Source organism: Streptomyces sp. 7N604 (assembly GCF_052245475.1).
GTDB lineage: Bacteria > Actinomycetota > Actinomycetes > Streptomycetales > Streptomycetaceae > Streptomyces.
Map to the genome: position 1 here is coordinate 40,113 of NZ_JBQQBX010000003.1, position 13,013 is coordinate 53,125.

General features: G+C 67.9%; 11 protein-coding genes and 4 pseudogenes. 10 read left to right on the forward strand and 5 right to left on the reverse strand.

What is annotated here, in order from left to right; all coding sequences use genetic code 11:
* Nucleotides 1–266: 266 nt before the first annotated feature.
* Nucleotides 267–386: pseudogene (locus ACTWP8_RS03995) on the reverse strand (IS5/IS1182 family transposase); the annotation flags it as partial.
* 160 nt (nt 387–546) lie between these two features.
* Between ACTWP8_RS03995 and ACTWP8_RS04000 the strand changes: the two are divergent.
* The 4 genes and pseudogenes from ACTWP8_RS04000 to ACTWP8_RS04015 all read left to right on the forward strand — a co-directional run bounded on the left by ACTWP8_RS04000 (nt 547) and on the right by ACTWP8_RS04015 (nt 3,878).
* Nucleotides 547–1,668, forward strand: a complete 1,122-nt coding sequence (locus ACTWP8_RS04000) for a hypothetical protein (RefSeq protein WP_443320753.1) — start codon at nt 547–549, stop codon at nt 1,666–1,668.
* Between the two features lie 396 nt (nt 1,669–2,064).
* Nucleotides 2,065–2,325: an SH3 domain-containing protein gene (locus ACTWP8_RS04005; RefSeq protein ID WP_443320754.1), complete on the forward strand. Its 261-nt coding sequence runs from the start codon at nt 2,065–2,067 to the stop codon at nt 2,323–2,325.
* A gap of 376 nt (nt 2,326–2,701) precedes the next feature.
* Nucleotides 2,702–3,543, forward strand: a pseudogene (locus tag ACTWP8_RS04010) (IS5 family transposase).
* Nucleotides 3,540–3,878, forward strand: coding sequence for a hypothetical protein (locus tag ACTWP8_RS04015; RefSeq protein WP_443320755.1), 339 nt, complete (start codon nt 3,540–3,542; stop codon nt 3,876–3,878). Before ACTWP8_RS04010 ends, ACTWP8_RS04015 begins: the two are co-directional and overlap by 4 nt.
* A gap of 254 nt (nt 3,879–4,132) precedes the next feature.
* On the opposite strand, the gene ACTWP8_RS04020 is transcribed toward ACTWP8_RS04015, so the two are convergent.
* The 3 genes and pseudogenes from ACTWP8_RS04020 to ACTWP8_RS04030 all read right to left on the reverse strand — a co-directional run.
* A complete protein-coding gene (locus ACTWP8_RS04020; protein WP_443320986.1) occupies nt 4,133–4,474 on the reverse strand; it encodes a hypothetical protein in 342 nt (113 codons plus the stop codon).
* Nucleotides 4,475–4,535: 61 nt separating this feature from the next.
* Nucleotides 4,536–5,012, reverse strand: a pseudogene (locus ACTWP8_RS04025) (erythromycin esterase family protein); the annotation flags it as partial.
* A gap of 1,238 nt (nt 5,013–6,250) precedes the next feature.
* Nucleotides 6,251–6,489 (reverse strand): annotated as a pseudogene (locus tag ACTWP8_RS04030) (transposase family protein); the annotation flags it as partial.
* A gap of 247 nt (nt 6,490–6,736) precedes the next feature.
* Here ACTWP8_RS04030 and ACTWP8_RS04035 point away from each other — a divergent pair.
* From ACTWP8_RS04035 to ACTWP8_RS04060, 6 genes are all read left to right on the forward strand, one after another.
* On the forward strand, nt 6,737–7,024 hold the full coding sequence (locus tag ACTWP8_RS04035; protein WP_443320756.1) for a PadR family transcriptional regulator: 288 nt from the start codon (nt 6,737–6,739) through the stop codon (nt 7,022–7,024).
* The gene (locus ACTWP8_RS04040) at nt 7,021–7,698 is read left to right on the forward strand and encodes a hypothetical protein (RefSeq protein WP_443320757.1); all 678 of its coding nucleotides are present in this window, start codon (nt 7,021–7,023) and stop codon (nt 7,696–7,698) included. The genes ACTWP8_RS04035 and ACTWP8_RS04040 overlap by 4 nt, the downstream gene beginning before the upstream one ends.
* A gap of 245 nt (nt 7,699–7,943) precedes the next feature.
* Complete coding sequence (locus tag ACTWP8_RS04045; protein ID WP_443320758.1) at nt 7,944–10,181, forward strand: MMPL family transporter; 2,238 nt, start codon at nt 7,944–7,946, stop codon at nt 10,179–10,181.
* A 280-nt stretch (nt 10,182–10,461) separates the two neighbouring features.
* Complete coding sequence (locus tag ACTWP8_RS04050) at nt 10,462–10,785, forward strand: hypothetical protein (RefSeq protein WP_443320759.1); 324 nt, start codon at nt 10,462–10,464, stop codon at nt 10,783–10,785.
* 43 nt (nt 10,786–10,828) lie between these two features.
* Complete coding sequence (locus ACTWP8_RS04055; protein WP_443320760.1) at nt 10,829–11,416, forward strand: pyridoxamine 5'-phosphate oxidase family protein; 588 nt, start codon at nt 10,829–10,831, stop codon at nt 11,414–11,416.
* A gap of 38 nt (nt 11,417–11,454) precedes the next feature.
* Nucleotides 11,455–12,258, forward strand: coding sequence for a transposase (locus ACTWP8_RS04060; protein ID WP_443320761.1), 804 nt, complete (start codon nt 11,455–11,457; stop codon nt 12,256–12,258).
* A 94-nt stretch (nt 12,259–12,352) separates the two neighbouring features.
* Here the strand turns inward: ACTWP8_RS04060 and ACTWP8_RS04065 are convergent, their stop codons facing one another.
* A complete protein-coding gene (locus ACTWP8_RS04065; protein ID WP_443320969.1) occupies nt 12,353–12,628 on the reverse strand; it encodes a Ku protein in 276 nt (91 codons plus the stop codon).
* Nucleotides 12,629–13,013 lie beyond the last annotated feature (385 nt).

Genomic DNA, 13,013 nt, shown 5'->3' on the forward strand with positions numbered 1-13,013 from the left:
CAGGCATTCTCATGGCGTCTCATGCCATGTCCTCAGCCGCCGTCTCGCCTTCGGGTCGGTTCCACGGCGGTTCTCGCCGATCGGAGGGAACCGCCATACCTCTGGCCTGCGCTGTCTCATGGAGACGTCATAAATGCTATCTGCATGACACGTCGACTGAGAAAATGAGTGTTTTCCATCCTCAGTCTGAGCTGGCCAGATGGAGAAGGGCGAGGACGGCTTTGACGAGGTTGGTGATCCGGGGATGTGGAGCAACGGAGCTTTGCGAGGTGGGCGAGGGCGAGCAGGGCCTGGCGGCCGGCGGTCAGGCGGCGCCATCGGGTGCCGAGAGCGCGGCGATGTTCCCGCAGGCGGGCGGACAGGAAGCGAAGGGCGGAGCTGGACACGTCGACGCCCGACGGGAAGCACGCGAAGCCTCTGGCGGAGAAGGTTCTCTTGGTCGAAAACCATCTACCAGGGGATTCACCTGTCTGTCAGGCCAACTACCCAGCCTACACACCAGGTTGGAAACCGCTCATTGTCAGACCCGCGCGGCACGCTTGATCTATGCGAACACTCTTCAGCGGCGAAGTGCACGTGGCCTACGGGCAGATCTATGTCTGCAGCGACGACGGCCACTCCCTCGAAGATTCTTTCGCCGGGCAGCGCGCCGGGCTGTGCGGCGGGGCGGTGCCAGGCCATCTCTTTCTGCTGACCGGAATGCACACCGGCTCCGTCCCGATCACCGTCGAGCTGCACGAGACGGAGCCGCCCCTGGACGCCGACGTCTGGGAGGACATCGTCGAGGTGTCGTTCCGGCCCGTATCGGACGAGATCGCGCTCGTGGAGTGGGACAGCGGATGGTATCCGCTCCCCCTCTCCGAGACCTCGTACCGGGTCCGGTACCACTGCCGGGGCATGGACGAGGCGCACAACGCCGTACGCGACGCGGGCGAACCCGTGCTGGATGAGTATCTGCTGCGACTCTGGCCGAGCCCGCCGGCCCCGGACCGCGTGGTCAAGGAGACCAGCCAAGCCGCCGCCTATTGGCACCAGTTCGCGCGCGAGCGGCCCCCGGGGCCCACCCCCGAGGAGCGAGCCGAGGCCGAGCGCCAGGCCCGCGAGGCGGAGGAGCACACCGAGTTGCAACAGGAGATGGACGTGTGGGGCGGGCGCCTGCCCAGCGACCGGCTGCGGGATGTCCGGGACAAGCTCCGGGGTTTCCAGGGCTATCCGAAGGGCCTCGTGGGCCTTGATGCCGCACTCGTGCACGCGATCGACGCCGCAGGTCCCGAGGAACAGCGCGTGCTCGCCCGCTGGGCAGCGCACCGCGCCTGTGCGACAGCAGGGCTCAGCGAAATCGACTGGGTAGCGCGCGGCCTGGCGGAGCTCGACCGGGGCGAGCCCTACTCGCCGCCGCTGGACGACCCACGGCGGCTGCGGGACGCCGCGTTCTCCGACGCACGCGTTCCACAGTCCCACGACGGAACCCCTGGCTTGCCCCAGGTCGCCGCCTTCGCCGCTCTCTTCGATGCTGCCGCCCCCGACCCCCTCAAGGCGGCGCTGGATGCCCTCCTCGCCGCGGCGGTCACCCATGACACCGACTGCCCCCACCTCTTCGCGGAGGTCCGCCGCACCTTCCCAGCGACGGCCATCGCGCCAGAGGCGGAGAGGAGCGACCGCCAGTAGCGTCACCACGTGCTGACCGTCCCTAACGCGCCCCGAGCGCAGCACCATGCCCAGCTGGCCGGCTCAGACTGAGGATGGAAAACGCTCAATGTCCCGACAGGGTGGCTCTGGGTATTGAAAATGGTCGCCACGGTTGTCGCTTACGTTCTCATCTTCATCGACCTGGCAGACCGCATCAATCTGTTCTAAAGCTTCAGCCTACTGGGGTGCCAAGCCTCCAGGTGGCTGCGAATAAGGCAGCCGTCTTAGTGAGAGATCTGCATATCCGCGCCTGAGCGGCAACGCACCCCGCCAGCTTCCAGCCCTTTCACGTTCCGGCGACCTAGTCTGCGGTCAGCACGCCCGAGTGCCGGGCGAGGCGATCACAGCAGCACCGGCCATGACCTGGAGGAAGCGATGCCCAGCCCGCAGCAGCCTTTCGGCACTGTCGTCAGCAGCATTGGCGTCAACCTGCGCAAGTACCCCAGCACCGATGCGGCCATCACCGGAACACTCAGCCACCGCGCTGAGATCGGCCTGAAGAGCAAGGTCCATGCCCAGGTCATCGACGGCAACAGCATCTGGTACCTGCTGCGGGACAAGCCCGCCTGGGTCGCAGCCCGGCACGTCGACAACACCGGACAGGTTCCCCTTTCCAAGGATGTGGAGCCCGCGTAGCCCGTGGGCTGAAAGATACGCCCGTGGGCTGAAAGATACGAAGGAGGATTTGCCAACATGCGGGTGACTTCCCCCTCTGCAGCCACCGTCCTGATCCTCCCCCGCCCCGGTGGCACCAGGACTCCACCACGCCCGACACGCCGGCCAGTCGGGAAGGCGCCCTCGCCGCTCTCCGCCTTCTCCGGGATGTTCGGCGCCGTGACGGTACGTCTGGACCGGCTTGCCGGCTCCCGCAGATCGAGTTGCGTAGATCCAGCAGGCCAAAGGTGAGCATCAGAGGATGGTTCGTTGGTCTGAGTGGTTCTGCTATCGCCTGATGGTGTGGGTACGGTCGGAATCCGCCGGTCCGAAGCCGGCGGTCTGCTGGTGTGGCGGGGTGAGCGAACGCAAGCCGTACCCGAGCGACTTATCGGACGAGCAATGGTCGCTGACCGAGCCGGTGATCACGGCCTGGAAGGACCGGCACCGTTCGGTGAGCGGCCATCAGGGCGCCTACGCGATGCGGGAGATCGTGAACGCGATCCTCTACCAGGGCCGGACCGGCTGCCAGTGGGCCTACCTCCCGCACGACCTGCCGCCGAAGAGCGCGACATACTACTACTTCGCCGCGTGGCGGGACGACGGAACGGATCAGGTCATCCATGAACTCCTGCGCTGCCAGGTCCGTGCGAAGCCCTGCCGATTAGAGGACCCGACCCTGGTGGTGCTGGACACGCAGAGTGTCCACGTGGCTGCCGGGCTCCCCCCTCCACGACAGGCCGGGATCCCGCGAAACGGGTGCCGGGCCGCAAGCGGGGGCTGGCCGTCGACGTGCTGGGCCTGGTCATCGCGGTGGTCGTGCTCGCCGCGAGTGCGCACGAGAACGCCGCGGGCACCGCGCTACTCGACCAGGTTGCCGGGCACGCGACCACGGTGCGCAAGCCGGTCGACCAGGGCTTCAAGAACGCCATGGTCGCCCACGGCGCATCGCTCGGGGTCGACGTGGAGATCGTCGAAAGCAACCCGCAGGACCGGGGGTTCGTCCCGCAGCCGAAGCGGTGGAGGGTTGAGCAGACCTACGGGATCCTGATACTGCACCGGCGCCTGGTCCGCGACTACGAGCACCGCCCGGCCTCCTCCGCCTCCCGCGTCCACTGGGCGATGACCCACGTCATGGTCCGCCGGCTCACCGGCATGACCACCCCCACCTGGCGCGACCCGCAAGCGGTGACCGCATGAACATCCAACCCCTGCTCGACGCGCTCGACATCCAGGAGGACGCCGCCCGCACCCTGGCCGACGAACTCCGCACACAGATCACGGAACTGCAGGCCCGGCTGCGGGAGGCCAAGACCCATCTCGACCACCTGGCAATCACCCGGAAGACCGTCACCGCCCTCGCCGAACGGCTCCCCACCCAGACTGCCTCGCCCGATCCGCCCGAGCACCCGGACTACCCCCGCATCCTCGCGTCTTCAACGAGGCCACCGGTCCTCTCCGGGCTCGTGATGTCTGCGAAGCCCTCGACCACGAACTGCTGCCGAAGAACATCGAAGGCACTCGCGCCAAGCTGAAACGCCTTGTCAAGCTCGACGTCCTCACCGAGGTCAACGCTGGCGGCTTCGCCAGGAAGCAATAGCTGCACCGAAGCCCCGCGACCAGCAGTCCTGCCCCAACCTCACCAGGAAACGGACATCAACTCACGAACCGCCCTCTCAGCTTCCGCGATCAGCTTTAGGGCGATTTCAACTTTTTTGTGTCGGGCGGCCGCCTCGGCCGTCCGACTTTTGCTTAGCAGCAGGGCCGGCCGCCGACCGTCGTCGGCCGGTCAACGGGCAATGCCCGAGAACCAGACTCCGGTTTCGACGAAGATCACTGCCCGCTGGCCTGGGCTGCGGAGCTGCTCGAGAATGCGCCGATCGCAGCAGATGAACCCGGTCAGGCCGAACGTTTCGACGACCAGCGTCCAGTTGGTTGCCGCTCGGCTGGCGACGAGCAGGATGGCGTCGTCTTCAACACCTTCGTCATCGGCTTCGCGCAGCGCGGTGAGAGGATCGTCGACCTGCCGGATGCTGCCAGCGTCGATGGTCTGCAGGGCATCTTGTGGCTGGATCGGTGTGAAGGTGTAGGACCAGCCGCCGAAGTATGCGGTGAGCGTGCCTATGTCCACGCGAGTCCTTCAGGGTGGTGCGGGCATAGCGCACTGCGCCGGGGTCGACATCGGCCAAATACCTGGCGACCGGCTCCAGGGCGGGCGCTAGCGAGCCGCCGGCCGCAGGGACGTCGAGGCCGGCGAAATGGACCGGGTGCGGCGCCGTGGCGTTGTGGGCGCGTAGCCACCGCAAGGTGTCGCGGCTCTCGGCGGACTGGCCCGGATAGCCGTCGGCGCGCGGCATAAGCAGTGCGTCGACGTCGCCGTCGCCGCCCCGCACCCAGGCGTCGACGGCCCGGCCGGAGGCGGCCCCGAACTCCACGGCGTAGACGGTGAATCCGCATTCTTGGACCAAGAAGCGCAGCATTCGGTCGCGCAGCATCCCGAACTCGCATATCTGGTGGGAATTTTCGCCCAGTGCGACCACCCGTGCGTCGCCGACGAGGCGGCGTAGTGGCGCCAGGTCGTCGAGCGGGGCGTCGAGACCGGGGGCGGAGAGGCGGACGGCGTTGAGCCTGGTCCATTCGAGGAGGGTGAGTGGATGCCTGGGGCTCATGATCGCGACCCTAGCAATCGGCGCTCATACCCCAGGCCGTGTCCACAGAGTCGGTCGGCCAGAGGCGGAAGCGGGCGAGGGTGACCATTATCAAATGAGATGAACCGTAAACCCCGGCCAGCCGAACCATGGGCTGGTCACTGCCGATCTGAGCAGGTGCCGCTCCGAACCGCTCGTTGAGGACCCGGTCTCGTTCACGTTCCTATTTCGCATGCTCCAGCTTCGAAGCCGCCTCAGCCACAAGCTGTCGGCGATAGGCAACCACCAGAGCAACCGCCCCGCCTACCCCAGCGATCACCGCAAACGACAGCTTGACGACGTCGAGGAGACTTGCTAGAGACATCGTGCGCGTCTGGTCCAGGTGCGGAAACCCAACAGGAACAGGGCAAGGACAATCTGCCCTGCTGCGCTCAACGCTCCTACGAATACAGCGCTGAGCAGCGCTACGCCTAGCGGGATCAAATTGAGCCCGCCCGGGCCCTGAACAGCCTCCCGCCACCACCGCACAAAGCTCCGTCAGGGACCCGTCACCAGCAGGAGCAGGCGGACCGCGCCGTAGCCGACCAGGAAGTCGTAGCTGGGCAGCACCAGACGACAAAGCACGAGGGCGGCCAGTCAGCTGACGACCTCGCCGCGGAAGTTCCGCGGCAAGCGTCCTTCTGCCGCAGCGACGCTCTCGACCAAGCTCAGCGGGCCCGGGTCGTCTTGGCAGGATTACCATCGCTCCTGCCACCCGCTGCCAGGCCTCTCCGCCAGCCAGTCCAGCGTGCGCTCAGCGGCGCGCAGTCTCACGCCTGCTTCGGCTCAGGTCAGGCTGGACCAGCTCCGCAGCCTGGGCAGCATCTCCAGCCCCTCCCGACCGGACAGAGCGTCGATCCCACGCGGCGGCAGGTCGGCCCGGTCTGCTGGGCACCGATGAAGGTCGGGAAGGCGTTACCGGCGAGGGCTGGGCGGTGGTGCTGGTCGTGGTGGTCATCGCAGTTCTTCTCCGAAGCGCACGGCCAGGTCCGCGGCGTCGTAACCGTGGGCCGGGGTCGGAACAGGGACGGGTCGATCGGTCTGCTTTACGCTCCCGGAGATGCTGGTGAACCCGACGCATAGCCTCCTCGGGCTCCTCTTCTCATGGTGGAGTCGTGTATTGGAACTGAGCCATTTCCAACCTCACGTTGATGCGTGGTGAAGGACGAGGACGGCTTGACGATGTCGGTGATGCGGTGGGTGCTGCAGCGGATCTTTTACAGGAGACGCCAGCCTTCAGGGTGGCCATGGTCTGCTCGCCGAGGCAGCGAATCTTGGCGTGCGTGCTGTTGTGTCGGCGCTGACATCGCTTGAGTCGCCGGCCGCGGAAGGGAACCCGGATGGGGCCGCCAGCGTCCTGGTACGCCTTGTTGGCCCAGCACTTGAGTCCGGTCCCGGTGAGCGCGTCAACGATCCCGTGGGTCCGGGCGACGGTGAGATCGTGACAGCAATCTGGAAGTCGCGACAGCGCGGACTGTCCGTCGTCCGCGTCGACCAGCCCACCGACAAGCAGCCGGCGAGCTACCCGGAAGCTGCCGTTCGCGGCACCGAGGGCGCCGACCTTACGCTGCCGGGGCCTCGGCGGGGCGCTGCGCCGACGCATGGGAGCGCGCTGAGGTGCCGTCCCGGCCCAAACCTGGCTGCGACGCCGATGTGTAGTGTGGTTACACATGAAGGCAGAAACCCTGAGAGGAAACCTGGAAGGGATGCTCCTGTCTGTGCTGGAGCCTGGACAACTGCACGGATATGCGGTGATCGAGGAGCTCAAGCGGCGCAGTGGGGATGCGATCAATCTGCCGACCGGCACTGTCTATCCGGCCCTGCACCGTCTGGAGGCCGCGGGGCTGGTCGGCAGTGAGTGGTCCCGGCACAACGGCCGCCGCCGCCGCAACTACTTCCTGACCACGGCGGGCCGCCGCGCCTTGGCGGAGAAGCGGACGGCGTGGCAGGAGGTTTCCTCGGTCATTTCGGTCGTACTGGGGGGCGAGGCGTGACGGAGGCGGCAGTACTCCAGCGCTACACCGACCACTTGGCGCAGCACCTCGTGGGACCGCACTCGAGACGTTCCGCGATCATCGACGAGGTGATGGACGGGCTGCAGTGTGCCGCCGAGAACAACCTCGAGGGCTGCGCCGACGCCGAGGTGGCCGCGCACCGCGCCGTCCAGGAGTGGGGGCCGGTCGGCGAGGTCGCCCGGGCCTACAACGACGCGACGCTGCGCATCAGCGCAAGCCGTCTGTCGCAGCGGGCTCTGTGCGTTCTGCCGCTGCTCGCGGTCACCTGGGCGTACGCGCTGCTCAGCGGACCGGCCGGGCCGTGGGGGTACCACCCGCCCCTGTTGCTGACGGGCCTGTCGGCGGTGGCGTTCGGCTGTGTGCTCTGTCTCTCCGGGGCGATCTCCGGGCTGCACAAAGGCAGCGGGATCCGGGCGGCGGGCCCACCGCGGGACGTGACGGTCACGACGGGAACCCTCGCGGCACTCATCGGCATGCTGTGCGTGCTGGCCGCTCTGGTCTTTCTGCTGCTCAACCGAGGCCTGAACCATCCGGATTCCCTGGACTGGCCCATGGTCTCCATCCCGGCGACGCTGACCGTTCTGTCCGGTGCCTACTTCAGCCTCGCCCTGAAACGCTTCCTGTCCGTCGTGCGAGGAGTGGGCCCCTCGTAGGACCTTCCGCGCGGCTCCGTCCGCCGTATCCGCCTCCGCGGCCCCATCCGCACTGGCCTCCCTCATCAGAGCTCCCATCTCGGGCGACAACTCTCTTTGTTGCCACCCGAGATGGGAGCTCTCTGTTTGCCCGCCACCGAACGGGTCTTTGTTGCGATCCGGCGTGGGGGACCGCTACGTTGGGCCGCGATAAGTAGCGCGGCTACACAATAGCGTCCCTACAGGAGGTCGGTACCGTGGAGCGCATGACTCGGTGGGTGCTTGCTCACCGGTGGTCCGTGGTCCTCGCATGGGTGGTTCTCACCCTCGCCGGGGGAGCCACGGCGGGCAGCACCATCGATAAACTCAGCTACGAGTCACGGCTCCCGGACAAGCCGGCGCAAGAGGCGAACGACACCCTCGCCCAGCGTTTCGCCGACACCGGTGGCAAGAACGCCCCACTGCTGCTCGTTGTGACCGTGCCCGAGGGGACAACCGCCGACAGCGCGGCCGTGCGTCAAGAGTGGGGCGCCCTGGTCGCCGAGGTGACACCGCGGGGCGGCCGCAGCGTTTCGTACGCCGGCACCGGCGACGACTCGCTGCTGTCCGTGGACAAGCGCACCACCGTCGCGCTCGTCTACCCGCCGGCCAACCCCACCAACGCGCCCTATGCGCAGTCACTTCCGAGGATCAAGAAGACGGTCGAGCAGGCCAGGATCGCGGGTGCGCCGGTCGAGCTGACCGGTCAGCCCGTCCTCTCCGGCCGCGACAGCGGAGCGCAGCGCAGCCCCGTCTACGAGACCCTCATCGGTGCCGTCGGCGCCCTGGTGGTACTCGTCCTGGTCTTCGCGAGTGGCCTCGCGATCGTGCCGGTGCTGATGGCCGCGGTCGCCATCCCCACCACGTTCCTGCTCGTGCGCGGCGTCACCGGGATCACCGATGTCTCCTTCATCGTCCAGTTCCTGGTGGCACTCATCGGCCTGGGCATCGCCATCGACTACGCACTACTGGTCGTCACCCGCTGGCGCGAGGAACGCAACAAGCCGGGTGCCGACGGCCCCGAACCCGAGGCGCGCAAGGAAGCGATCGTGTGGTCCGTGGCCAGCGCCGGCCGGGCCGTCGCGCTGAGCGGCGCCACGGTGGCGATCTCACTCGCCGCGCTCGTCGTCCTGCCGGTGCCCTTCCTGCGCAGTGTCGGATACGCGGGTCTGCTCATCCCCCTCGTCAGCGTCGCCGTCGCCCTCACGCTGCTGCCCGTGCTGCTGTATGCGTGGGGCGACAAGCTCGACCGGCCGCGCCGGCAGCGCCGCCCGGACAGCCGGATGTGGAGCAAGGTCGCCGCACTCACCACCCGCCGTCCCGCGCTGTGCGCGATCCTCAGCGGCGCGCTGCTGCTCGCGCTGGCCGCGCCCGTGCTCGCCCTGCGGCTCGGGCAGCCGGAGACCGAGACGCTCGCCCAGGGCGGCCGACCCGCCAAGGCCTTCGAGCGGATCGTCGACGCGGGCTTCGGCGAGGGCATCGCGCGCCCCGTCGAAGTGCTCGTCGACGCGAACGGCACCGATGCGGTGAACGACAAGCTCGATGGCGTCGAGGGTGTCGCGGGCAGCGTCGCTCCCGCGGACTGGACGCGCGACGGCAGCCGTATCGTCGATGTGTGGACCACCGAGGACCCGTCGAGCAGCGGCGGTCGTGAGGCGGTGTCCACCGTGACTGCCACGGCACGCGAGACCCCGGGCGTGCTCGCCGGCGGCGGTCCTGCGCAGGACGCCGACTTCATCGACGCGGTCTACGGATCGCTCGGCCTCATCGTGCTCTTCGTCGGCCTGGTCACCTTCACCGTCCTGGCGCGCAGCCTGCGTTCGGTGGTGCTTCCGCTGAAGGCGCTGGTGCTCAACGCGCTGTCCACCTGCGCTGCGTACGGCGTGGTCGTCCTCGTCTGGCAGAAGGGTTACGGCAGCGAGGCGCTGTTCGGCACCCCGGCCATCGGAGCGGTGACCATCTGGATTCCCATGGCGGTCTTCGCGTTCCTCTTCGGACTGTCCATGGACTACGAGGTGTTCATCCTGCACCGCATCCGGGAGACCCACCTCGACCTGATCGCAAAGGGGGAGCGCAACACCGTGGTGCCGTCCGTCGTGACCGGTATCAGCCGCACCGGACGGCTCGTCACCTCCGCGGCCCTCATCCTCTTCCTCGCCTTCACCGCGCTGGCCAGCATCCCGATCACCGATGTGAAGGTCTTCGCCACCGCACTGGCGGCCGGCATCATCATCGACGCCACCGTGGTCCGGGGCCTCCTCACCCCGGCGCTGGTCACCCTCCTGGGCCGGTCCAACTGGTGGTTCCCTCGCTCCGTGGGCCGGCTGCTCGCCATCCCCGGACAGGCATCCGGCGCGGGGTCCCGACCCGCCTCCGACGCGGCGGCCTCCGGGCCGGAGCGCTCCCCCGAGGAGCAGCCGCCCGCGGCCCGGACCCCCGAGGAGTTGCAGCAGGGCCGCGTCTGACCGCATAGCCACTGCCCTCCGGGGCGGTGGCTGGCGAAAGATCCGCTGCAGCACCAACCGCATCACCGACATCGTCAAGGCCGTCCTCGTCCTTCACCACGCATCAACCTGAGGTTGGAAAAGGCTCACTGTCTGAATGCCTCCGGATCGAGAGGGCTCCCGAGGGGGATCTGACCCGCCTCGGGTGAATGTCTGGCAACCTCGAAATGCCAGGTCACAGGCCGTTCCAGGGTTGACGGAAGTCCTGGATGTCGCACCCAGCGGCGCAATCTCATAGGGGATGACGTCGTTCTGGACGGGCAAGCGGATACGCCTGCGCGGTATCGAGCCCGACGACTGGACCGCGTTCATGCGCTTCACCGGGGACGAGGAGCGGTTGGGAGATGTGCTGCACCCAACCCGTTCCGCCGAGGGCTATCGCGACTGGGCGAAGGAGCAGGCCGCTGCGAAGTCCGAAGCCATCGACACGGGGGAAAAGTTGGTGCTGTCGGCTCGCACCACGCTGACCCACAAGCGGGCTGGTTCGAGTACGGCGTCACGGTCGGCGCTGATCACCGCCGCAAAGGCAATACACCTAGCCACGCCAGGCAGGCCATCCGGCTGAGGTGCCCCCGCTTCGCTTGGTCGAGTGGACGAGAATCGGGGGCATGGGAAAGACACACGAACGAATAGACGGAAGACTCCGCGCCTTCATCGAGTCACAGCCCATCTTCTTCACCGCGACAGCGCCGTTGTCCGGCGACGGCACGGTCAACCTCTCCCCCAAGGGCCTCGTCGGCTCATTCGCGGTACTCGACGAACAAACGGTGGCCTACCTCGACTTCGCTGGCAGCAACGCCGAGACCGTCTCACATCTGCGCGAGAACGGCCGTATCACCCTGATGTGGTGCGCCTTCCAGGGCCCACCGAACATCGTGCGCATACACGGCCGCGGCGAGCCGGTCTTCCGCGACGACCCACGCTTCGAAGAACTGCTCACGCACTTCCCGGACGCCGACCCGACCCCGCACGGGCTGCGCGCCATCATCATGGTGACGGCCAGACTTGTCCGTGAGACCTGCGGCTACGCCGTGCCGTTCATGGCATACGAAGGGGATCGCGACCTGCATCGCAAGCGTTTCGAGCGTGAGGACGACGAATCCTTGACCCGCTACTTCGAGAAGAAGGAGCACATCGCCGCAAGCCTCGACGGCCTGCCCGGCCTACCGCTTCCGCTGCCGCCGCGCAGTCTCTAGGCCGTTTCACTTCGGCCAGGGTGCCCGTTGTTCCAGACATGAACAGAGCGGACCTCACCGACGCTGAGTGGGCCGTGCTGGAGCCACTGCTACCGGTGAGCAACAACCGGTGCGGCCGGCGGCGGGACCACCGGCAGGTGATCAACGGGATCATTCACCGGCTGAGCACCGGGACGCCGTGGCGTGAGCTGCCCGAACGCTTCGGCCCCTGGAAGACCGTGCACAAGCGGCACTTGCTGTGGTCGGCCGACGGCACCTCGGAGATGCTCCTCCAACACGTCCAGGCACATGCCGATGCCGAGGGCGGTATCGACTGTGACATCAACGTCGACTCCACCTCGGTGCGGCCCACTAGCACGCCGCCGGGGCGTCCAAGGAGCCGCCCGCACCGCCCAGCTCCTCCAAAAGGGCTCCGGCTCGCCGCCCAAGCCGCGCGCGCCCACGCCCGCCGACCAGCCACCTCGCCCTCGGCCAACCGGGACGGGCCCTGGCCGCTGCCGAGCAGGCCGCCGCCCAGTACCGGGAGGCACCACACCTCTCCCCCACCCGGGCCGCAATCGCTCACCTTGACCTCGCGGCCGCACACGCCGCCCTCGGCGACTACGACGCCGCCATCGACGCCGGCACCCAAGCGCTGGACAACCCCCGGCCGGCCGACGCCATCACCTGCCGAGCCCGCGACCTCGCCAGCACACTCAACTCCGCCACCACGCCCGCGACGGCCCGCGACTTCGCCGACCGCCTCCTCTCCCGGTGAACAGCCGCGTCGTATCGATGGGCCACACGCCGGTCGGCTGCCCGTGAGCGTCCCGGCCCCGTCCGCGACCCGAAGCGCGGGCTGAGGTCACCAGTAGAGCCGCGCGTAGTTGCCGCTGCGGCGGGGGCCCAGCCGGACACCGGGATCAGGCCCGCTTCCCGGCTTTGCCGTGGTCTTCTTCACGGTTTCTTGTCCGTGGACTTCTTCCCGCCCGTCGCCTTTGGCTGCCCGCCGTGGCCTTCCTGTGTCTTGCGGACGGACTGTTCCAAGGCGGCCATGAGGTCGACGTCCCGGTCGGGTGCCATTCCCTCGTGGGGACGGATTTCGTCCGGCCACAGCATGGTGTGCACGGTGAGCGCGCCCTCGTGGATGCGGATCGCGGCCAGGGTCTCGCGACCGCGGAGCGCGACCTTCCCCACCGCCACCTCGCCGGAGCGGTTGAGCGCGTCCCGCAGTACTGGTGAACCCGGTTATCCGAACGTGCGGAATGGGTGCTCCGCTGAGGCAGGCAGGCGGAGCAGTCGAGCCTGGGACCGGCAATATCAGACCTGATGGTGGTGGCATAGGTCCGCGGTCTCAGGTCTCGCGTAGATGCAGCAGTTCCGCGCCACCACCGAGGCGCTTATTTCATGGACGGCGGAGATCACCCGCCGGCGGGCGCGGTGGAACAGCAATGGGCGGCAAAGGTCGCCGCAGCGTCCAGCGCACCAGCAGCACCCAACGCCGGCCCGGAGTCGTTGTCGGTGGGCAGGCGCGCGTGCCCGTAGAGAGCATCTCTGCCTGCGTTTGCCAAATGGACCCGTGGCCAGCAGGCTGAAGTTGATCGCTATCGTGCGGCGG